Origin of the sequence: Mesorhizobium sp. M1088, from assembly GCF_040318575.1 — a bacterium.
Lineage (GTDB): Bacteria > Pseudomonadota > Alphaproteobacteria > Rhizobiales > Rhizobiaceae > Mesorhizobium.
In genome coordinates this window covers 1-21,593 of record NZ_JAMYMO010000061.1, presented here as the reverse complement: position 1 = coordinate 21,593, position 21,593 = coordinate 1, and the positions used below count along the sequence as shown (strand labels likewise).

At 61.9% G+C, this 21,593-nt stretch carries 17 protein-coding genes and 2 pseudogenes; 12 read left to right on the top strand and 7 right to left on the bottom strand.

Annotated features, from left to right (window positions below):
- The first annotated feature begins 1,036 nt into the window (after positions 1 to 1,036).
- Both NKH49_RS32635 and NKH49_RS32630 read left to right on the top strand, forming a co-directional pair.
- The gene (locus NKH49_RS32635; RefSeq protein ID WP_352542899.1) at positions 1,037 to 2,656 is read left to right on the top strand and encodes a peroxidase family protein; all 1,620 of its coding nucleotides are present in this window, start codon (positions 1,037 to 1,039) and stop codon (positions 2,654 to 2,656) included.
- A gap of 30 nt (positions 2,657 to 2,686) precedes the next feature.
- Positions 2,687 to 3,154 (top strand): hypothetical protein, encoded by a 468-nt coding sequence (locus NKH49_RS32630; RefSeq protein ID WP_352502252.1) that lies wholly within the window; start codon positions 2,687 to 2,689, stop codon positions 3,152 to 3,154.
- A 36-nt stretch (positions 3,155 to 3,190) separates the two neighbouring features.
- Here NKH49_RS32630 and NKH49_RS32625 read toward each other — a convergent pair whose 3' ends face one another.
- Positions 3,191 to 4,438 carry a YcaO-like family protein gene (locus NKH49_RS32625; protein ID WP_352542898.1) on the bottom strand — a complete coding sequence of 416 codons (1,248 nt, stop codon included), beginning with the start codon at positions 4,436 to 4,438 and terminating at the stop codon, positions 3,191 to 3,193.
- Positions 4,439 to 4,523: 85 nt separating this feature from the next.
- Between NKH49_RS32625 and NKH49_RS32620 the strand changes: the two genes are divergently transcribed.
- Entirely contained in the window at positions 4,524 to 7,007 is a 2,484-nt protein-coding gene (locus NKH49_RS32620; protein WP_352502254.1) for an adenylate/guanylate cyclase domain-containing protein, read from the top strand.
- A 575-nt stretch (positions 7,008 to 7,582) separates the two neighbouring features.
- Here NKH49_RS32620 and NKH49_RS32615 read toward each other — a convergent pair.
- Positions 7,583 to 8,500 (bottom strand): NADP-dependent oxidoreductase, encoded by a 918-nt coding sequence (locus tag NKH49_RS32615; RefSeq protein ID WP_352929677.1) that lies wholly within the window; start codon positions 8,498 to 8,500, stop codon positions 7,583 to 7,585.
- 149 nt (positions 8,501 to 8,649) lie between these two features.
- On the opposite strand from NKH49_RS32615, the gene NKH49_RS32610 reads away from it, so the two are divergent.
- Positions 8,650 to 8,931 carry a helix-turn-helix domain-containing protein gene (locus NKH49_RS32610; RefSeq protein ID WP_352929674.1) on the top strand — a complete coding sequence of 94 codons (282 nt, stop codon included), beginning with the start codon at positions 8,650 to 8,652 and terminating at the stop codon, positions 8,929 to 8,931.
- 28 nt (positions 8,932 to 8,959) lie between these two features.
- On the opposite strand, the gene NKH49_RS32605 is transcribed toward NKH49_RS32610, so the two are convergent.
- Positions 8,960 to 9,304: a hypothetical protein gene (locus tag NKH49_RS32605; protein ID WP_352502257.1), complete on the bottom strand. Its 345-nt coding sequence runs from the start codon at positions 9,302 to 9,304 to the stop codon at positions 8,960 to 8,962.
- Positions 9,304 to 10,053 (bottom strand): annotated as a pseudogene (locus NKH49_RS32600) (IS5 family transposase); the annotation flags it as partial. The gene NKH49_RS32605 and the pseudogene NKH49_RS32600, both read right to left, overlap by 1 nt.
- On the opposite strand from NKH49_RS32600, the pseudogene NKH49_RS32595 reads away from it, so the two are divergent.
- Positions 10,052 to 10,363 (top strand): annotated as a pseudogene (locus tag NKH49_RS32595) (transposase); the annotation flags it as partial. The pseudogenes NKH49_RS32600 and NKH49_RS32595 overlap by 2 nt on opposite strands.
- Here the strand turns inward: NKH49_RS32595 and NKH49_RS35030 are convergent.
- Genes NKH49_RS35030 through NKH49_RS32585 form a run of 3 tightly spaced genes read right to left on the bottom strand, consistent with a single transcriptional unit; the run spans position 10,244 to position 14,907 of the window.
- Positions 10,244 to 11,947, bottom strand: coding sequence for a patatin-like phospholipase domain-containing protein (locus NKH49_RS35030; RefSeq protein ID WP_502907983.1), 1,704 nt, complete (start codon positions 11,945 to 11,947; stop codon positions 10,244 to 10,246). The pseudogene NKH49_RS32595 and the gene NKH49_RS35030 sit on opposite strands and share 120 nt — an antisense overlap.
- Before the next feature lie 12 nt (positions 11,948 to 11,959).
- The gene (locus NKH49_RS32590) at positions 11,960 to 12,934 is read right to left on the bottom strand and encodes an HNH endonuclease family protein (protein WP_352542868.1); all 975 of its coding nucleotides are present in this window, start codon (positions 12,932 to 12,934) and stop codon (positions 11,960 to 11,962) included.
- Positions 12,934 to 14,907 (bottom strand): AAA family ATPase, encoded by a 1,974-nt coding sequence (locus NKH49_RS32585; protein ID WP_352929671.1) that lies wholly within the window; start codon positions 14,905 to 14,907, stop codon positions 12,934 to 12,936. The genes NKH49_RS32590 and NKH49_RS32585 overlap by 1 nt, the downstream gene beginning before the upstream one ends.
- A gap of 606 nt (positions 14,908 to 15,513) precedes the next feature.
- Between NKH49_RS32585 and NKH49_RS32580 the strand changes: the two genes are divergently transcribed.
- The 7 genes from NKH49_RS32580 to tnpC form a co-directional block, all read left to right on the top strand.
- A complete protein-coding gene (locus NKH49_RS32580; protein WP_352492332.1) occupies positions 15,514 to 15,783 on the top strand; it encodes a hypothetical protein in 270 nt (89 codons plus the stop codon).
- The gene (hxsB, locus tag NKH49_RS32575; RefSeq protein ID WP_352492333.1) at positions 15,780 to 17,189 is read left to right on the top strand and encodes a His-Xaa-Ser system radical SAM maturase HxsB; all 1,410 of its coding nucleotides are present in this window, start codon (positions 15,780 to 15,782) and stop codon (positions 17,187 to 17,189) included. The genes NKH49_RS32580 and hxsB overlap by 4 nt, the downstream gene beginning before the upstream one ends.
- Positions 17,186 to 18,286, top strand: a complete 1,101-nt coding sequence (gene hxsC / locus NKH49_RS32570; protein WP_352542870.1) for a His-Xaa-Ser system radical SAM maturase HxsC — start codon at positions 17,186 to 17,188, stop codon at positions 18,284 to 18,286. Before hxsB ends, hxsC begins: the two co-directional genes overlap by 4 nt.
- Positions 18,283 to 18,825 carry a His-Xaa-Ser repeat protein HxsA gene (hxsA, locus tag NKH49_RS32565; RefSeq protein ID WP_352492335.1) on the top strand — a complete coding sequence of 181 codons (543 nt, stop codon included), beginning with the start codon at positions 18,283 to 18,285 and terminating at the stop codon, positions 18,823 to 18,825. Before hxsC ends, hxsA begins: the two co-directional genes overlap by 4 nt.
- A 500-nt stretch (positions 18,826 to 19,325) precedes the next feature.
- The gene (gene tnpA, locus NKH49_RS32560; protein WP_352750853.1) at positions 19,326 to 19,760 is read left to right on the top strand and encodes an IS66-like element accessory protein TnpA; all 435 of its coding nucleotides are present in this window, start codon (positions 19,326 to 19,328) and stop codon (positions 19,758 to 19,760) included.
- Positions 19,757 to 20,113: an IS66 family insertion sequence element accessory protein TnpB gene (gene tnpB / locus NKH49_RS32555; protein ID WP_023709031.1), complete on the top strand. Its 357-nt coding sequence runs from the start codon at positions 19,757 to 19,759 to the stop codon at positions 20,111 to 20,113. The genes tnpA and tnpB overlap by 4 nt, the downstream gene beginning before the upstream one ends.
- 69 nt (positions 20,114 to 20,182) lie before the next feature.
- A partial coding sequence (gene tnpC, locus NKH49_RS32550) for an IS66 family transposase (RefSeq protein WP_352929666.1) occupies positions 20,183 to 21,593 on the top strand: 1,411 nt, incomplete at its 3' end.

Genomic DNA, 21,593 nt, shown 5'->3' with positions numbered 1-21,593 from the left:
GTCGTGCTGCATGCGCTGGCGAAGCGGAGAGATTGGTGCATCGGTCGACAGGGTAGCCATGGCGAGTTCCTCTCGTTGAAGGGAACTCCATGGTCAGATCGACGCCTCTACCCGCTCAAGTCAAAATGGCAGTCGCGCCATCTCAGAACGAGGCGCCCCTCCCGCGAAGCGGGTTCGTGCTTGAGGCGCAAAGCTGCCGTTTCTTCCGCTCGCGAAACTGAACCAATCCGCGTCAAAGGCGACCCATTGCCGGCGGACGATCCATGCTGAAATTGTGGCTAATTAAACGGCGAGCAATGATCGAGGCCGGGAAGGGCCGATAAATCGCTAGACCGATCATTCGCAGCCGATTTTCCAATGACCGAAATGGGGGCCGTGTATGGACGGCTCTCCGCTGGCAAGGGGTTTTTGGAGCTTTGGCTTTGCTGGCGGCGCCGTGAATCTCGCCTTACGCCTCATGTCAGCCGTCTAGATCCGCTTTGCCGTTTCCTGAAAGCTGACATCGCAGGCGACCGCGCTGGAGGTCGTGGTGGCGCCACCTTCGGGCCTTGCCAGTAATGCCGCGAATGTTATCCGGCGGACGGGCTTCTCGATCGCTGCGGCATGGAAAGGACGATGGCGCGCTTTTCGCACCCCTCCACCAGTGAACGGTTCCGCGAAGTGCGGAACGGGCCTTACTATCTTCCCCCAACAAGGAGGGAGGAGGGCGCGAACTCGCCAGCGCCTCGCGCTTCATGGCACCCGTCACCAAGTCGCCCCATCAGCGGTACCGATAGAGCGCAAGCGGGCCTTACCATTCCTCCAGATCCTCGCGATCGCTTTGCGATCGCCGAGGAGGAGGGGCCGATGAAAATCCGATTGCAAAGCTGTCGGTTTGAGTATTGCATGGTCGCATTGGCCGGCGAGGCAAAGTGAATTCCAGGTTCCTTTGCTGCCTTGAAGGATTATTTGGCGACAATTCAAACGTCGCAGTCGGTCGTATGCGGTGCAACGCGGTCAGTGACTAGCGCTCGGCGGCTCCCGAGGGGGGTGAGGGATGAGCAGCTCTCCGGTCTATTCGGGTGATACGCTGTCGAACGAGACGGCGCAGATCGTCATTGCGCCGGAGCGGCACGGCGAGGGCTTGTACGCGGTCTTCGAAGACCAGGGATCGCCGATCGCTTTCTACGACGACGATGGGCTGCTGCCCGAGCACAGCTTCAGGATCGATCGTGACTTTACGACTGTCGAAGTCCAGGACCGGGCGGATCCGAAGACCTCCACGCGCAAGGTCCTCGTGCCTTATCGCCGCTATTTCGGCCGCCCCGAAAAAGGAACCGCCCCGCCTTTGGCGCTCCTTCAGGCGCTCGGGGACGCAATGGAATTCAACGATTTCGGCGATCAGACGGGAACGATCCCGGCGGGCTACACCTACTTCGGGCAGTTCGTCCTCCATGACCTGACGTCGATGACACCGTCGATAACACCGGGGAAATCGAAGCCGAAGAATATTCGCAGCGCGACCCTTGATCTCGACAGCGTATTTGGTGCGATGCCGCCGGGAGGCGCGTCGGCATCTTCCCAGGCCTGCCCGGCGCCCATGGCTGTAGGCGAGACGACTGACGGCCGATTGCTGGACCTTCCACGTGCGACGGATGGCATGCCGTGCATCGCGGACCGGCGCAACGACAGCAACCTGGCGCTCGCCCAGACCCACATGGCGCTCATCCGTTTTTTCAATGCTGTGCGCCGTCTCAGCGACGACGCCGACGAGGCTAGGCGGCTGACGCAACTGCATCTCCAGTCGGTGGTGCTTCACGACTACGCCCGCCGGCTAATCGACAACGTGATTTACCAGGACGTGATGGAGCGCGGTCGAGCCGTCATCGACGTGGACGCCGACGGGTTCAAGCTACCCCTCGAATTCGCCGCGGCCTGCGCGCGGTTCGGCCACAGCATGATCCGCAACCGGTATCCCTGGAACGCATGGAACCCGGGGGCGACCGTCAGTGCCTTTTGGGACAATACCTACAACAGCGCGATCACGCCGATGACCCGGCTGCGCGGCCAATGGGTGGCGGATTGGCGCCGGCTCCTGGCAATCGGTCTGACGGAAGCCCAGGGCGCGATATTCGCAGCGAAGATCGACACGCGGTTGGCATTTGAGCTCAGGCAGATCAGGCCGCAAGCCCTTCCGCACACGACCGGTTCTATGCCATTGTCGAGAAATCTCGCAGTTCGCACGCTCCAGCGCAGTTACCTGCTCGAGCTGAGCAGCGCGCAACATGTCTTTCATTGCGTCGCGGGAAAGCTCGGCGATCGCGCGCCTCCTGGTTTCGCGCCGCTGACCGAGCCGGAACTGCTTGACGGCGAGAGCCAGGCTGTCCGCGACGCTCTGACCGAACGGCCGGAAGGCGGAGCAGCGCGGCTCGTCGATTCCACGCCATTGTGGTTTTACGTGCTCAAGGAAGCGGCCGTCAAAGGTTGCGGGCTGAAGCTCGGTCCCCTGGGGAGCCGCATCGTGATGGAGACGCTCCACGCTGCCGTCAGCGCTGCCGAACCGTCGATCCTGGACCCGTCCGTGCAGCCGTGGCGTCCGGATCCCAGGCTTCATCCTTCGTCGGAAAGTTACGCCCTTCCGGACCTCATCGCTTTTTCCGGACTTTTGGACAGTTGACCCGCCCACATTGCCAGAGGAGGAGTAGATATGTCGACATTCAAGGTGTTCTACGGAGGAACATCGAATTACGACCAGGAATTCGAAGGTACGAAGCGAGCCGGTGCCTTGTTCCATAATTATTGGACGCAGAACGGTCCCGGGCTGAAGATTTTTGAAGATTTCATTATCGGGCTCGTCGGCAGCGGGTTGATCGTTACCTACAAGGACGACCTCAATCCCGATAACAGGGTTTTTGTGAAAAACACTGGAGGAGCCAATCATGTGTTCTACAAGTCCGGCGGGCAGGACAAGCAGATTAATGTCAAAGCGGAAAAGGACAATCCGAATAACGACGTTGTGACGATGGCCGTTCCCAGTGTGGCTGCCGACCCTGATACCGGTGATACCAAAGACTATCTGAACAATGCGCTGACCAAGTTGATCGACCCGCAAATACATCCCGACGAGAAGCGCGAATTTCTCTTTGGTCTGCTACTGCTCAAGAGGTGTCGCTGAATCGCCGGACTGTATCGCAGGCGCTCGGAGCTCGCCTCACACATTCAGCGGAATCTGGGTCTCCGGTGCGCTGACAACAGGGCCCAGATCATGGCGGTCGGGCCCGAGCAGCCGCTTTCGGGCGAGCCGCGGCTTTATGTGGCAAAGCTCGGTTGAAAGGGCGCGGAACGCCGGTACTCCCAGGGCATCGCGCGTCATGTCAGCGAACCACAGCCGAACGCCGGCCCGTGCGCACGCATCGACCAGCGCGTCAAGCGACGGGGGAATGCCCGGCAAGCGAAGCGGACCGCCCGCCCGCGGAGCACCGACCGGATCGAGGGGCGGCCAGGCCATCGTCACGGTTTGCCGCCATTGTGTCCAGTCGGCGGCATCGGCGCCCAGCTTCCGCGCTGCCGCGAGCGGCAACTCCGTCTGGACCATCTCGGTCAGCGCCGCCAGTGCCGCCTCGCGGATGTCCGGCTTCGCGGCGAAGCCGAGTGCAACGTCGCTGCCGTCGCGTTCGGACGAGGCAGCCGCCGCCACCGGCACGCCGAGATCGGTTGTTATGTCGAACAGCCAGGTTCGGCGCCTGCGCGCACCGAGCCATGACACCAGTCCGCTGGTGTCGTCGAGGATGGCGAGGTCGAGCACCGGCCTCTGCCGCCGGCCATACCACCAGCGCGCCGCGGCATCGCGCTCGATCAGCTCCAGCGTTGCGGCAAGCCTGGCGCTCTCCGCGCTGGCGCCGCAGGCGCAACCATTGCTGTCGCCGCTCGCCACCGCACGCTCATCCCCTGCCGCCTTGCGGCCGATGAAGGCGAAATCGGCGGGCACATAGGCCGGCGGCCCGCCATGGGCGTCTTCCACCTCGAGCCAGTCGATCTCTGCGGCCGGATCGCAGGGTGGCGGGCGCCAGTCGAAGTCGCGATTGCGGTCGTTCCAGGACGCCCGGCTCGCGAGCTGCGAATCGGAAAAGCCGTTCAGCATTTCCGGCGGGACCGCCGCCGGGCCAATATCACCGGCGCGTGCCGTGACGAGCGTCTCGTTCCCCCACGCCGAGCACGAGACGAGCTCGGCCGCCTCGCCGAGCGCGCTGGCGCGGGAACCCGCCTCGTCCAGGCCGCGCCCGGTCGCGACGCGCCCCGAGTCGGGCAGGGCAACTTGCGGGAAGCCCGGCAGCCGCACCAGCGCCGCACGCGGCATCGCGATCGCCAGGCGCACCGGGCCGCCGCCTCCCGGCAGATCGAGAATGTCGAAGAGCTGATCGAGTGCCCGCCTGGTCTCTTTCGCGTTCGTCATCGCCATGCTTACCATCCCGGCGCGATCCCATCGACAGACGTGATCAGCCGGGCCACAATATCAGTCAAGACCGTAGCGCGAGCCGGCCATCATGCAAACCCAAGTCGAATTGCCGGCGCTGAAGGCGATCCTGTTCGCGGATCTCTCGCAATACACCCGCCTCACCGCCGCGGGCGAGCTCGCGGCGATCGACCTCGTCACCCAGTGCTTTGCGCTGTTCAGGGATTTGTCCGCCGAGCACCGTGGCGAATTCGTCAAGTCGACCGGTGATGGCGTGCTCGCTCTGTTCGACAGCGTCTCGGATGCGGTCAACTACGCGGTCACGATGCAGCGCAGGCTGGCAGCGCTGGCCGTAGAGCAGCCCGCTGCCGGCCGCTTCAGGATCGGCATCCACTTGGGCGAGGTGCGCCGTCACGAGGGCGATGCGTACGGCCATGCCGTCAACATTGCGGCGCGCGTCCAGACGCTGGCCAAACCCGGCGGCACCTGCGTGACGGAGGAGGTATGCCGGGCAGCGCGCGGCATGACCGGCTGCGGTTTCCGGTTCGCCGGCCGCCACACGCTCAAGAACCTGCCCGAACAGATGTCGCTCTACCATGTGGTTCCCGGCGACACGCCCGGCGAGGAAGCGAGCCGGGCACCACATTTCTCGGTTTCCGTCCTGGACGGGCTCGCCGTGCTCGACGACGTCGGCGAGCCGGTTGCCCTGCGGTCCCGCTGGGCACAGGCGCTGATCGGCTATCTCGTACTGTCGACCGGATTTCGTGAATTGCAGGACCGGATGGCGGCGCTGCTGTGGCCCGAGCGCCCGCACGCCGAGGCGAGGAGCGCCCTGACACGTGGGCTGCGCGTCGCCGCCAAGGCGCTTTCCCGCGGATCGAGGGAATCCGGGCTGCGGCATGGCGCCTATGTGAGCCTGGATCCCGCACGCGTTGTCGTCGACATCAATCGCATCTTCGTCGACCTCAGCGAAGGCAAGGTGGACGATACGCTGCTCGAGCGGTCCGACTGGGCGGAGGCCATCCTCTACGGCTTCGAATCCGTCAGCAGCCTCTATGGCGCCTGGCTGAGCGTCGCCCGCCACAATCGCCGCAACCGGGCGGAAGAGGCGCTCGAGAACATTCTCGGTCGCTTCGACGCGAGCGAACCGATCATCCGGCATGCGGCGAGCGCCCTGCTGATGCTCGAGCCGTCGCACGAGGGCGCCGTGCGCTGCCTGATGCGCCACCATGCGTCCCACCAGAACGTTGCCGCGGCAAGGCGCGTCTATGACAAGCTCGTCGCCCGCCTCGAGCGGGAATATCAGCTGAAACCCAGCGCCGAAACCGCCGCGCTCGCCGCCAGCCTGTCGGACCCCGCGCTGCCGCGACAGCCCGAGAAGCCATCGCACCAGCGCGCTCCGGTCATCGCCGTCTCGAGCTTCAGCAGCGAGGCGGAATCGACAGCGGCCTTCGCGACCGGCTTCCGCTCCGAACTGATCATCAGCCTGTCGAAATTCCGCGAACTGACGATCATTGACATGCAGTACGGTGACGATGCGGCGGATGCCGACTACCGGCTCAAGGCCGGCTGCAGCGACCTCGGCGAGGAGTTTGCGCTGGTCGTCACGCTCGACGAGAGCGCCGCCAGGCGGGTCGTCTGGAGCGAGTCCTACCGGCTGACCCTGGCGAGCTGGCATGCGACCCAGCGCCGGTTGGTCGCACGCCTGACGTCGAAGCTAGAGGTCTATCTCTCGCAGGACCGCCTTTCGCGCGCCGTGCAGCGGCTTCCCGAGGATTTGGGCGTCTACGACGCATGGCTGCGCGGCGAGCACCTGCTGCTGCGCTGGTCGGCCGAGGCGGAGGATGAAGCCGAGCGCCTGTTCAACCAGGCGATCGCCGAGGATCCGAGCTTCGCCCCGGCGCATGCCAGCCTCGCCAGCGTCTACAATTCGCGGCCTTTCATCAGGCCCGGAAGCCCGCATGATGCGACGGCCGAGCAACGCGCGCTTGCGCTCGCCAGGCGGGCGGTCGAGCTCGACCCGCTCGATGCGCGCAACCAGATGGTGGTCGCCTGGTCCGCGGCGATGGTGGAGCGCTACGAGCAGGCCGAGCTGCATTTCGAGCTGGCATCCGAGCTCAATCCGAACGATCCGAAGATCACGGTGTCGGCGGCGCTCGGACTGGCCTTCATGGGGCGGATCGACCTTGCTGCCCGGCTCAACCAGCACGCGCTCGACCTGACGTCGCTGTTTCCCGACTATCAATGGTCGCACATGGCGGCGACGCGCTTTCTGATCGGCGATTACGCGGGCAGCATCGAGGCTGCCGAGCGCTCGCAGAACCTGATCATAGACACGCCCGGATGGAAAGCGGCCGCGCTCGGCAGGCTCGGCCGCATCGAGGAGCGGCAATCGGCGCTCGATCAGCTTTTCGCGGCGGCAGGAGCCGCCTGGGCCGGACCCGCGAACCCATCGCAGGAGGATATTCTCGCGTGGTTTCTCGGCACTTTTCCGATCAGGCATGCCCTGGACAGGGCGAAACTGGGCGCCGGCCTGACGGAGATGCGCGGCGGCGAAGTTCAAACACGGGGTTGATGCTTGCTGAGAGGTTCACTTCCGTCACAATCGGGAGCGCCAGACGGTCGTCGCTGGTCATGATGAGATGCGCGCGAGACCTCGCCGTTGGGAAAGTTCTCATCGCCGGTCGATCGGCTGAAGGCTCTGGCTGAAGCGTAGAGCAGGGCGATACGCAGGATGAGGGTAGGTGCGTGCTCCACCCCGTCTAGATCTTCATGGCGATAGGTTAGGACAGCTGAGAACCGGGGTTTGAAGAGTCCACTGGTGGCGCCACTGCGTCCTCCAGCGTTGGTCGACGGCGATGACTGCTTTCAGGCGACGGCCCAACTCACCTTAACGGCCGACATCAGGCGCGTTGCTGACTGTCACTTTGGGGCCATTACCAGACCGTCCGGCTTGGATCCCAAAGAGCCGGAAGCTGACGTTCGGCCGAGGGCCCACCATGCGTCCGGTTTTCGTTTCTCGACGTGGGCTACGCCGCTGCAGATCTTCGAAGGGCCAGTCGTAGTCGCGTGGTCATATCGCTCAGCGCGGGCCAGTGAAACCAGCAGACGATAACCGAGAAGAGAGGAACCGTCCTCTCTCCCAAGTTCCTACGGACGAGCGCGAATGACCGTCTTCCCCGTGCGTCGCTCGCTCGCGTTGAAGGTTGCAACGGCCTCGTCGAGAGCCGAAATTTTGCCGATGTTCGTGCGCAGTCGTCCGTCCCGCACCCGCTGAACGATCTCACTCAGTTGGGCGCGATCCGCCTCGACGACGAAGTCGATTGTCAGGCCATCTGCCGGCCTCACTTGGGTGGGCCCGACGACAGTCACAAGCGTTCCTTTGGCCCGGATCAGCGCGGCGGACCGCTCCTGAATGTCACCGCCGATGACATCGAACACCAGATCGACGCCGCCGACGTCCTCCAGCGTATCGTTCCCGAGCTCGACGAATTCATTTGCACCGAAGTCGAGCGCCTTCTGGCGGTCGGCGGCGCGTCCGGTACCAATGACATAGGCGCCGGCTTCCCGCGCAAGCTGTGTCACGATCGAACCGACGTCGCCGGCCGCGCCATGCGCAAGCACGCTCTGTCCTGCCTGAAGGCGGCCGTGCTGAAACAGGCCCTGCCATGCGGTCAGGCCCGAGATTGGCAGACTCGCGCCAACGGCGAAGTCGATATCGCCGGGCAATGGAGCGAGATTGCGTGCTTCTATGGCGACGTACTCAGCAAGCGTGCCGTCACGATGCCAGTCCGACAGACCGAACACCCGCTGTCCGATCGACAGCCCCGTAGTGCCGTAGCCAAGCGCGGTGACCACACCGGCCAGTTCATGGCCGAGGATCGATGGCGTCCGGTCACGAAAGGCCCGATCCGCCCAGGTCGAAGGCCACTCCAGTTCGGTGTTGACGAATCCCGCCGCATGAACCTGAACGACGACGTCGTTGATCGCTGCCCGTGGCTCGGGCCGCTCCACCAATGCCATGCCGGCCGTTCCCGCAGTCTGGTCCGTTACAACAATTGCTTTCATGGGAATTGTCTCCTCGGTGATTTGCTGGTTCGAGATTGCAGGCGTGGAGGGTGTTTTAGACCCCTGCCGCAGCGGTTCAAGCACCGGCGGCAACCGAGGCCGGCAGGCGGCGCTCGACTATCTCCTGATCCTAATCGTGCGTCACGTCGTTGAGAGCGACGCCATTTGAGGATCTGGCCGACGTCGCGGGCATGTCACGCACGCGGTTCGCCGATCATTTTCGTACACTGGTTGGCCTGACGCCCATTGAATACCTGACGGTCTGGTGCATCACGATCGCGCGCCAGCTTCTCGGCAAGGGCAAACCGGTCAAGAGTGTCGATGCGCAGGTCGGCTACGATAGCGCGGCCGCCTTTTCGCGCGTGTTTAGTCGGACCGGGAAGCCGCCGCGCGAGTCGGCGCGCTCCGGGATCGATCTCGCTAATCGATGAACTCAGCACTAACAGGCTGTTGAAGAAGTCAGGCTCTTTCGCAAACGAAGCCTGAATCGTCGGCGTTGTGGATGTAGAAGTGGCCGACGAGGCGGCCTGCAGTGCCAAAGACAGCCCAGCCGCGGCCAGAGGCTGGGTCTTTCTCATCATGCCCCTCCCACGAGAATTCCGCGCATGCTGAGCCATCGCGGGTGCCATATCGGACATCGAGGAAGCCCTTGAGTGCGCCGAAGGCGATCTCGCCATCCGCCGAGCCTTTGAATGTCAGATGCGCTTCCTCGACGAGATCGAGGAAGTCGTTATCCCAAACATCCATCTCGACGATGCGCCAGCGGCCGGCAAAGGCCTTGGCGAAGCCGGGAACCTTGGCCATCAGCCGGTCTCCGCCATGAGCTTTGGCAGTCGCACCAGATTGTAGGCAGCGGCTGCGAAGGTGAAGGCCCATCCGACACGGTCGCGGCCGCGGAACCTCGTCTTGTGCTGGCCGGCCACGACCTTGATCCAACCGAATGCCTCTTCGATGCGCTTCCTGATGCGCTGGCTGACGGCATAGCCGCCATGCCGCGTCGTGCGCCCATCGATCGCGGAACTGCGGCCACTCGTGTTGTTCTGCGCTACATGCGGCGTCACCCTCATCGAGCGCAGCTCATTGACGAAGTCTTCTGTGTCGTAGGCCTTGTCGGCACCGAGCGTGATCGCCTGCGGTCGGTCGGCGCGAGGTTCGATCATGTGCAGTGCGGCCACCCGCTCAGCATGTCCGTCGGCCAGTGTCAGGCAGGCGTCGACCAGCAGCCCGTGGCGGTTCTCCATCAAGCCATGTCCCATAAAGCGCAGCTTGGCCTCCTTGCCTTTGCCCTTGCGATAGAGCCGGGCATCCGGATCGGTGGTCGAGGCATGTGTGTCGTTCGAGCGCTTGTGGCCATGGAAGTCCGCTTCCGCGTTTCGCCCGCCCCCTTCAGCCGGCGGCTCGCCATGGCCGCCGCTTGGGCCGTCCTTCGGTTTGACGCTCTTCATCGACGCCCAGGCCTCGATCAGCGTCCCGTCGACCGAGAAGTGATCCGTCGACAGAAGCCTCTTGACCTTGGGCTGCGCCAGCACCGCGCTCAGGAACTTTGCGGCGATGGACGACCGGTCTGGCGAACTGTTCAGTTATGTTGATCTCGAGGCTCGGGTGCGGCGCGATCATCCGTTGCGCCGCATTCGGGCGATTGTGAACGAGGCGCTTTCGGCGTTGGAGCGGGACTTCGCGGCGCTGTATTCGCCGATGGGGCGGCCTTCGACCCCGCCGGAAAAGCTGCTGCGAGCGATGCTGCTACAGGCGTTCTATTCGATCCGCTCGGAGCGGCTGTTGATGGAGCGGCTGGAATACGACCTTCTGTTCCGCTGGTTCGTCGGGATTGGCGATGCGGCCTGGGATCATTCTGTGTTCTCCCTCTCGCAAGGTCTGTCGCTCGTCTGGTTTGAGATCTTTGTAGGATGACGGTTCGTAGTCGGTTGCGATCTCTGCGTATCCAAGCGAGCCCGGCTCGGGTGCTTCAGCGTAGGCGTCCGCAAATTGCCGCAGCATCTCGTCAAGCGCGCGGACTTCGACCAGATAGCGACGCCACTTGTGTTCGTTGAGTTCGAAATCGCTGTTGATCAGGTCGCCGGCACGTTCGCCGAAGCCGGTAAGCTGGTCGATGCGTTCGGGCGGCATGTCCAGATTGAGGCCGCCTTCCTCAGGCTTGAGGTTGACCGTCGCGATCCGTTCGCGATAGCCGGCGAGAATGGACTGGAGGGAATCCTGCCAATCCTTGGCGCTGTCAAAGAGGGCGAACACGAAGGCGATCAATCCGGAAAATCCTCGGGTCGGAAGGAGTTGTCCCTGTCCTGCCTTTGTCGGGAGGAATACCCGGGTTTCCTTGGTGTTTTCCGGCTTCTCCCGCCGATGGTCATATTCCCCGAGCGAGATGCCAAAGGTCGGGCGCGACGGCAGGAAGCGGTCGAAGAAATGCACCGGAAAATTCGACGACAGTCCACCATCGGAGAACATGCAACGCACCAACCTGTCCTGTTCGGGAACGCCGACCAGCGTATAGTCGATCCTGTAGAGCGGGACCGCCGATATCAACGCCGGGAAGCTGAGGCTCATGCGTGCGAGGACAACGAGCGGAAGATTGTCAATCTTGAACGGATAGAGGTCGCTTGATCCCTCTTTTGGCGTCGTCAGCATCGCGTCGACGACACGGGCCGGAAAAAGAGACCGGAAGTCCCGCTCGGAAAAGTAATGAAGATTGTTCTCCATCGGCAGCACGTAGGGACGATGCGAGGTGATGTCGGTGGTCACGGTCTGCACCCTGATCTCGCGGGATTGAAGGTCCTTGACCCCGAGCGGCTCGGCGGTGGCCGGACGCCCTGCGACGAGATCGATTGTATCGGCCAGCCACTCGGTCAGGGCGGGATGGCCGGCGGGCATGTAAGGTTGGCTCATTCCGTTGCAGAGGCCGTAATCGGCCTCCGGAAGCCTGCGGGCGACATCGCGGGCCGCGACAAAACTCGCCGTGGCGGCGGGCAGGAGAACGAGCAGGAATGGGAACAGCAGGACAGCGAGGATCGCCGCCGAAGTCGAATGCCAAGTGAACGGGATCAGGAAGGCAACAATGATGGCGGGGATGGCACCCAGAATTGCTGGCACTGGGTAGCCTTTCAAAAGTGCGAAGACTGTGCCCGCGATACTTTTCGACATCGCCGCCAGTATCAGATTGAAGACCGGACGAAGCTCCGGGCGGGGCTGGAATTTCTCCAAGAGCGTCGCTGACAACTGCTTTGGAAGCGCCTCGATCTTCTCAAATCCGCCGTCCGCGCGACCGTATTCGGCGGCGGCAGTGACCACCGCCGCAATCGCGCCGGCCGACGTACCGCCGATATTGCGGAAGCGATACTTGCGCGAAAGTTTCACGACGGCCTTCGGGTAGACAACCCCACTTGTGATCCCGCCCTTCATGACGAGGTCGCAGCTCAGTTCAGGCGCGCTCATGTCCCATCTACCTCAGTTGATTTCAAGCGTGTTCGACCAAGCCTTCACGAGGCTCGAATAGGGTTGGTCCGGCTCCGCCATCGCGCGGATTTCGTCGAGGATTTGGTTGACCAGCAGGTCGAGCCGCGCGCCCATCGTCTTGGTCTGCTGATCGAGGCTGGCAAGCAGCGTCTCCGAAATCTTGCCGATCTCGTCGATCAACCGGCTCAGGAAATCGAGCTTGCGCAGGACCCGTGTTCGCTCCTGAACCAATCCGAGCCGGTTCAGGCCGTAGACATGGATCGATGTCAGGCCACGCCTGGAAGGGACGTTGTCTTTGAACGTCGGAAGGACGAGGCCGAGAGGGTCGCCGCGGTCGATGTGAAACACCAAGTGCTCTTCCGGATCGTCAACGCAGGGGTTGATCAGGTCGGGCTGCTCGTCGATTCCGGGAAAGTCCGCCATCGCCCTGGCTGCACCGGCGATCGGAAACAGATCCTGCTTGCCAAGCGATGCCTTGGCCCCTTGCATCTCGGGCGCCGACAGCAGTTGCACGAGGCTTACCGGGAATTTCGGCAAATCCTGCCAACGCCGGCGATTGCAATCAATGCAGCTCGGCAGCAGGTTGTCCCATACCATGGCGAGCCACCAGTAGCCGGGATGATTGGCAACGCCGGCGATGCGTCCCTTCGGCCGGTAATGTTCGACATCGGCCGGTGCCTGGTTGGCATATCGGCTTTCGCAATAGGCACATTTGCCGAAGAACAGCTTGTCGAGCGCGTATTTGACCGCTTCGTCGGAATAGGCGCTAAAATCGAACGTCTTTTCCTTCTTCGTCTTCTTTGCTTTCGTGGCTGGAGCCAGCGCGCCGGCGGCTGCTCCCGCAGCTTCAGCCTTTGCCTTCGCCTCGAAGAAGATCTTCGCCTTCGCCAGTTCCTTGCCGCCGCGGCTCTTGTCGCCGACAAGGACAGCCGGCGCTGAAACCAGGGCCCGATCGACGCGCCGCATCAGATGCCCTCCAGGACGGCCAGGATCCGCCTTTTCGTTTCGTCGCGCAGGTCCTCGCGTGGCTTGCCGGCAAGGTTGCGCCGGTTGACAAGGTAGTCCGCAACGGCCTCCTGCACGAGCCGGGCAGCCTCGCTCATGCCGACCGGAAGGGCGTCCACCACCTGCCTACGTATCGCGTCCATCGCAGCCCTAACGGCCTGGTCCGGCACACTTTCGGCCTTCGCGAGATAGTCGCCAAGACGGGCGAGGCTTGCATCCGTCTCGGGATCGTCGGTGGAAAAAAGGCTGAACAGGTCCGAGGTCAGGAGCTGCTCGATGGTCAGCGCCGACACCTTCGGCAACTGCGTCAGGCTGTCGACCATGATCGGGATCTGGCCACTGCCACGCTGCCTTGCGACCTTGCTCAGCACCACCACCTCCCCGTCCCGCATTCCCCTGAGGCACAATGGATCATGGGTCGTGACGATGAAGGTCATTGACGGCAAGGCGGTGCGCAGGCCCTTCATGATGTGGATCTTCCAGCGCGGGTGGAGATGGGCCTCCACCTCGTCGATCAGCACGATCCCCTCCGCCGAGGTCAGCGTCGTGAAGCTCGGATTGATGTCGCGATCCATGAGCCATCGCATGATGTCGCAGGACAATGCGAGAATGGTGCGGAAGCCCGACGAGACGTTCGAGAGCGGGGTCCTGCTCTTCTTGCCGGACGCATCGATCTGCATTTCGACGAAGCATCGGCCCTTGGCCTCGTCGCGATAGATGACGTCGATCTCTTCGGCAGCCCCGAAGATCACGCCTAGCGCCTGGACGACGGCCCGGTACTCGGTCGGTGTCAGGCCGAGAAGCCATTGCTCCGGATTGCTGAGCAGGCTGTCGGTATGAAACAGGCTGAGCACCGGTCGCGACGGTTTCCAGTCATGCAGGTCGCGCACATAATGACGGTAGGCGCCGTAGCCGAAGACCAGGGGCAACCGGTTCTCGCCGATCTGAGAATAGCCCTTGGCGCTGACCGTGAGTGTCGAGACCTGTCCATTGTCGAATTGAAGCCGGACCTTGGCCGTTGGCTTCTGCGGCAGATCTTCGGCGCCCATGAAGCTGGGGTTGAGCCTCAGGCTACCCGGATCCTCCACAAGGTCGGGGCGTGCGTCGGCGCCCATGAGGTTAAGTGCGATCGCCTCCAGGATGGAGCTCTTGCCAGCAGCGTTTTCGCCTAGGATCAACAGTGCCTGCGCTATGCGTTCGGTCGGGTCTGGTGCAGCAGGCATCTTAATCGACAGCGTTTCGATCGCCTTGAAGTTCGTCAGCCGGATTTCCTGCAGGCGAGGTCGTGCTCCAGCGATGTCGGCTTCCTCGACGATATTCGCAGACGCGGTGATCGCTGCGATCTCTGCGTCGCCAGCATCGGTCTGACGCCTCAGCATCCGCCAGAGGCCGACGAATTCATTGGTGTCGTTCGGTCCATCGCCTTCGAGTGTTGCGTAGTCGTCGAAGGCCTGCTTTCGCCTGGTTCTCAATCGCGTCCGATTGAGCCGGAAATGCTTGATCGTCTCCTCACCCTGCGGGCTTGCGGCTTCCAGCGATCCGTCGTCGCGCGGGACGAGATGGCGGGTAATGTCGTTGAGACAGGGATCGACCAGGAGCGGTGTCTCGTCGAGCTCTAGGTCCGGCCACGTCCCATCGCCATTCTCGACGAACCCGGCGTATTCTTCCGGCGTCGGGATGTGCGCCCTTTGTCCTTTGACCGGGAAGTACGTGGTTCGCTTCGGCCTGCAGTCCCCGCAGATCGCATAGAGGTTGATCCAGGCATCCGACAGCCAGCCGTAATAAAGATGGGCATCGCGCGCCCGGCCGTCCTCCTCGCTGCCGACAGTTGGCTCGGCATCGTTCATTGGCCTGAAACGGTGTAGGAACATGCTTTTCGAAGCCTGCTCGCAGAAAGCGCATTTCCCAAGGAACATGTGCGAGAGATCACGCATGATCTCCCGTGACTCGAACTGCATAATCGGAACGCGGGTCTGTTCGCGCTTCAAGGGATCGAGCTGCAGATACCGAAAAAAAGATTGCCGCCTTCCGCTCGCAAGGGAGTCCCCGAGGGCTGCTGGCGGACTTGGTGCCCGCATGACGTAACGCATGATCTCCCCCAAGTCGTTGATGTCGGCACGTCAAGTTTCAGTTGAGTCGACAAGGCGATTGGTCCGAGGTCGGCGCAATCGTACCCTGTAATCTAAATGATAATGTAAAGAGTGCGAGAAACATGCAATCATAAAGTTTAATTCGAAGAACTTCTGTCCTGACAAGCTTCGCACACCCGAGCAAAATCTTCGCTTTCAGCAGAAGAAGAGGGCCGACGCTAACGTCCGGCTTGAACCGCACCGGCGCCGCAAGTTATTCGGGCCGAACATCCGCTTTTGGGCAAAGGCAAGGCTTGCTTAAGCCATCGGGATGAGGCGCAAAACTGCCGTCCGTTCAGCAACAAGCCCAACCATCAGTGATATCGGCCGTCACTGAAAAATCGAAGTTGAACTGCACAATTCCCATACTCCAGTTTTGGGTATAGTTTGTTGGGACGGAGGACTTGGTACGTGGGGGCGGCGCGCATTCTGGGACAGGTTACAATCGAGATTCCGCAGGACTTTCAGCGTTTTGCGGAAGGCGCATTAATTCGACTACAAGTCCAATATCCGTCGCTGCGGTTTTCGGCCTCGGGTCAGGGCGTAGCGGTAGAAGAGCTTCCGCCGGACAGGCTGGACGATTTGCGAAAGAACGTCCTTCACGCCATTTATCGTGAGAAGATCTACTCGGAAACGCTTCCGCTGCGACAAGCGTTGATCCGGGCGGTCACCGCCAGATGACCGTATGGCCGCTCAAATTCAGAGATCGCCCGGATGGAACGCTGCTGTTTAGCGACGACGCCGGTGGGTTCTTTCTCGGTAGCGACGAGTTTCTAGGGAGATACGCACGCGATGCGCTCTCAGCCGACGACCAGAGATTTCTTCGTGGCAATGGACATACGTTTGAACGCGAAGGCGATCCTGATTGGACATCCTTTGCCTATCGTTGGGCTGGCAGGCAATCGAAGCAGCAAGAGCTCTCGTATCTCATTCTCGTCCCGACTTTGCGTTGCAATCTGACTTGCAGCTATTGCCAGGTTTCCCGGGCCCCTGAGGCCGCGCGGGGCTTCGACTGGTCCAATGAAACATTGAGCGCGGCCCTCGACTTCATCGGCAATTTGAAAGGTCCTGATATGAAGCTCGAGTTTCAGGGCGGGGAGCCTTTGCTTCGCGTTGATCTGCTCGAGCAGATCAGAGCTTTCACCCGCTCAAGATTTCCGCGCAGCCAGTTTGTCGTTTGCACCAACCTCCAGCGCATGGGCGAGATGGAGTGGGCCTTTCTTGATCAGCCGGACACATTCGTTAGCACGTCACTGGATGGGAACCACGAGACACACACCCGGCAGCGGACTGGCGACAGTCTGGCGACCGATACATTCCTCGGAAATTTGGCTGAAGCTGTCAGGCGCCTCGGCCCCGGCAAGGTTTCCGCCCTGCCAACCATCGACGTCGAGTGCCCGCCGAATTTCGAGGATCTCGTCGGCAACTTCGAGCGCCATGGCATACAGTCGATATATCTCCGTCCGATAAACCACCAAGGCTTTGCGCGCCGACGCAAGAGCGATCCAAATGCGATCGCTCGATGGAATGCGCTCCATTCAGGTTTCATCGATTATCTCATCGAACGCAATCATCGCACCGGCCGATACGTTGAAGAGTACTATTTCAGTCAGTGCCTACGGAGATTCTTGAGATCAGGGACAGACGATCACGTCGATCTTCGCAATCCGAATTTCTTCGCGTCCGACTATATCGTCGTCGATCACGATGGGCAGCTGTACCCGACGGACGAGGCCAGGATGCTGTCGCGCATCGGGCGCGTCGACCTCGCGATCGGAACAGTGGCCGATGGCATCGATCAGCAGAAGGTGCAACTGCTCAATGGCGCATCGATCAACAATTTCGATGCCGACTGCATTCACTGTGTCTATCAGCCTTTCTGCGGCACAGACGTTGTCGACGATTTGTCGCGCGACGGCCGTGTCGATCTCATTCGCATCGAGACGTGGTTCTGCAGGCGGCATATTTCTCTGTTCGACAAAGTCGTAGAAGTGATGACGCGCCGCGACGAGGCAGCTCGGCAATCTGTCGCCAAATGGGCCAGAGTTCCGTCCTGGGGGGATCACATGGTTCCGGTCCACACATGATCCCGCTTCGCCTCAAAATCGAGACAGAAGCGATCGATCCCTATGTGGTTCGGCTCCGCTCCTTTGAGGGCGTTGCCCACGACACGCCAGGGCTCAGCTCGTTCGATGCAGTGCTGGGCAACGCGACCCGCGAAAGCGCAGAGTTCTATGGCGAAGACAGATCACTTCGTGTCTTCGGAATCGACCCGAGCGACGTAAATGGCGACGTGCTGTTTGTTGTGCCTCGACGGGGCACCGCACACCGTCTCATCCGAGCAAACTCCCGTCACAACACACTGCTGGTCACCGAACGATGCGACCAGCTTTGCCTGATGTGTTCGCAGCCGCCGAAACAGCAGCATGTAGACATGTTCCCGTTTTTCGAGACGGCAGTCCTGCTCTCGCCAGAAAACGCAACGATCGGGCTATCTGGCGGAGAGCCGACGCTGTTCAAATCGGAACTGCTCGAATTCCTGCAACGAATGTTGTCGGCGCGGCCCGACGTTGATTTCCACGTCCTAACCAACGCTCAACACTTTGACCGCGATGACGTGACGAAGCTAGGCAAGCTAGACCTGAATCGGATCCTTTGGGGCGTTCCTGTCTACTCGAGCAATCCTGAAATTCATGACCGGATCGTGGAAAAGCCGGGCGCGTTCGGCCAGGTCAGAGAAGGCCTGTCGGTCCTTGGCCACGCCGGCGCGAAAATCGAATTGCGTACGGTGCTGATGAAGCCGAATGCAGCTGGTATGACTGATCTGGCCAGGTTTGTGACGACATCGCTGCCGTTCGTCGACAAATGGGCAATCATGCAACTCGAAAATATCGGCTACGGCAGGCAGAACTGGCACTCGTTGTTTTTCGACAGCTCCAAGGGTTTCGACGCGGTTGGCAACGCGCTCGATTTCGCCATCAGCCGTGGGATCGACGCGATGCTGTACAATTTTCCGTTGTGCACTCTTCCGCCCGACTACAGAACATTGGCTCCGTCGACGATTTCCGATTGGAAGCGATCCTACGTTTCGGAGTGCGCTGGTTGCGGACTACGCGACGACTGCGGCGGCTTCTTCGAATGGCACCCGAAAGCGCATGGATATGAAAGGTTAGGCCTCACGTGAAAAAGCGGCTCTTTACCATTCCGTCGTTGCTGGCAGCCGGCTTCATGCCAATCGAGAGCACCGCAATGCCGATTGCTCCATTCAATGATGGAGGCAAGTCGAAATCGTTGTTCGACATTTTCAAGCTGGATCACAAATTCACATTGGCCGGGCATAGTTCGCATTCGAGCCACAGCTCCCACAGCAGCCATCGATCCTCTACGGGAGGCGGCACCTACTACCCACCGGCCGCACCCGTCTATCAGGCTCCGGCACCAGTGTATCAAGCGCCCTCGCCAACCTACCAGGCGCCGACTGCCACTGCGCCGGCTGCAGCACCTCTGGTTGTGCTTCCCGGGAACGCTGCCAAATTCAAGGAGATCGTCCTGCAAGTTCAGTTCGCCATGCTGTCGTTCGGCTACTACAATGGCGAATTGGATGGAAAAATGAGCCCTGCGATGCGGGCCGGCCTCCTGAAAATGCAAGCGGATTACAATCTCAAGGTGACAGGCACCATTACGCCGGAGACGCTGAACGCCTTGCGCATTACAGCGGATTAATTTGACCTAAATGACACCGGTGAACAAACAGCGGTCACTGCCCCCCTGCACCCTCAATTTTCCCCTCACCAAATTCCGAGAATGCCGGGTTTTAGTAACGGCGAGACTGATCTCGGCCAACACAAGCGGCAACCGCAACGTCAGTTCCAACAAGTCCGCTTTTGGCAGGCGGTCAAGTCGAAAGGAATGACCGAGATTAGGCGCGATCCGGCCTGTCGCGAACGCGAACTTTTGACCCCAAAGCCCCCATTTGGCGGCGAACCCATAGACGGCCGCTTCTGGCGCTAGTTGCCCGTTCCGGCGGCCGGCTCAACGGCAAGCCCTGACCCAAACGAGCCATTCCGGCAGGCAAGCTCTAATGTCTCGAATGTGGTGACTACGACATTGGTTACACCTCGCCGTATCAGCGGTCCATCGTAAGCGCTGTTGTGGGACCACCTTTCGGGAGTGGTCGCGATCTGTGAGGTTGCCGATCCTGTATTGGGATCGGAGATCGGCTTGTGTCTGGACTTGACCTTACGCTTGACCCGGAGCGGCAGCCTCGGCGTTTCGAGGTGATCAACGGTGCCGGCGGTCGGCGTCATTGGTCGGTGGATGACAAGGCGCGGATCATCGCGGAGACGCTGGAGCCGAACGCAGTCGTTTCCGAGGTCGCCCGCCGGTATGGCCTCAGGCCGCAGCAGGTCTTCGCCTGGCGCCGCGAAGCGCGCAAACAGGCCGCTTCGGTGCAGCAAAATTCTCCTGCCTTCGTGCCGGCGGTTGTGGCGGCGGCGGAGCCTGTAGCCAGCCGTTCACCGAAGCAGCAGAAACGGCAAGCCACTCGAGACGCCGGAGTGATCGAGCTTGAGATCGACGGCGTTGCGATGCGCGTCGGCCGGGGCGCCGATGCCAAGACGGTGGCCGCAGTGATCCGCGCGCTGAAGGCGACGTCGTGATCGGGCCGACGGGTGCGGTCAAGGTCATGGTGGCGACGAAGCCGGTCGACTTCCGCAAGGGTGCGGAGGGATTGGCTGCGCTGGTGCGAGAGACGATGGGAGCCGATCCGTTCAGCGGGGCCGTGTACGTCTTCCGGGCGAAGCGGACAGACCGGATCAAGCTGATCTTCTGGGACGGCACCGGCGTCTGCCTCTATGCCAAGCGTTTGGAGGATGGGGAGTTCCGCTGGCCGAAAGTACATGACGGCATGATGCGGCTGACGGCCGCGCAGCTCTCGGCGCTACTCGAAGGTCTCGACTGGCGGCGCGTCCATGAGGCGCGCCGGACCCGCGTTCCAGCCCAGGCCGGCTGACCCGCGACGAAGTGAATCAGCCTGGATTCCGCTGTCGCGGGCTGTCGGCGAATATGGTCTGATCCTGTCATGGCGATGACTGCTGACCAGCTTCCCGACGATCCGGACGCGCTGAAGGCGATGGTCCTGGCGCGCGACGTCGAGAACGCCCGGCTGATCCAGATCATCAAGGAATTGCAGCGTCACCGCTTCGGCCGTCGTGCTGAAACGCTCCCCGAGGATCAATTGCTGCTGGGGCTCGAAGAGGCCGAGCAGATCGAGGCCGCCGGCGAGGAAGCGAAGGAACAATCTGCTCTCGCCGAGCGCCAAGCAAAGGCCACGAAGCGCCGGGCGAACCGTGGTGCGTTGCCACCCCACCTGCCGCGCACGGAGATGGTCGTCGACATCGAGGACCATGCCTGCCCGTGCTGTCGCAATGGCCTGCACCGGATCGGCGAGGACGTGAGCGAGCGGCTCGACATCGTTCCGGCGCAGCTGCGCGTGATCGTGGTGCGGCGGCCCAAATATGCCTGCCGCGCCTGTGAGGATGTGGTCGTTCAGGCTGCCGCGCCGGCCCGGCTGATCGAGGGTGGTCTTCCGACCGAAGCGACGGTCGCCCAAGTCCTGGTCTCCAAATACGCCGATCACCTGCCGCTCTATCGTCAGGCGCAGATCTATGCCCGGCAAGGCATCAATCTCGATCGGTCCACGCTCGCCGACTGGATCGGCCGCGCCGCCTGGCACCTGCGTCCGGTGCATGAGCGGCTGCTTGGCAAATTGAAGTCCTCGCCAAAACTCTTCGCCGACGAGACGACCGCGCCGGTGCTCGATCCCGGCCGAGGCAAGACCAAGACCGGGCAGCTCTGGGCCTATGCGCGTGACGATCGGCCATGGCAGGGAGCCGACCCGCCGGGCGTTGCCTATGTCTACGCACCCGACCGGAAGGCCGAGCGTCCGATCGCTCATCTCGCAGGCTTCACTGGAATCCTGCAGGTCGATGGCTATGGCGGCTATCGCGTGCTGGCCGACAAAAGCGACGTGACGCTCGCCTTCTGCTGGGCACACGTGCGCCGACGCTTCTATGAACTGGCGGCAGCGGGTCCCGCGCCGATCGCCAGCGAGGCGCTGAGACGGATCGCCGAGCTCTACAGAATAGAGGACGATATCCGCGGCCGATCGGCCGATGAACGCCGTGCGATGCGTCAGGAAAATAGCCGCGCTATTGTCGCCGATCTCGAACCCTGGCTGCGCGAGAAGCTCGGCCTGATTAGCCAGAAGACAAAGCTCGCCGAGGCGATCCGCTACACGCTCTCGCGCTGGCAAGGCCTCTCGCGCTTCCTTGACGACGGCCGCATCGAGATCGACAGCAACACCGTCGAGCGCTCAATCCGTCCAATCGCGAAGACCGATTCATTATGCACCTCCTTTTCAAATGGCGGAAAACAGCGATTCCTGGTTGTCGTCGTGGATGCGATGCGGAGTATTGCGCGCCAAATCGGCC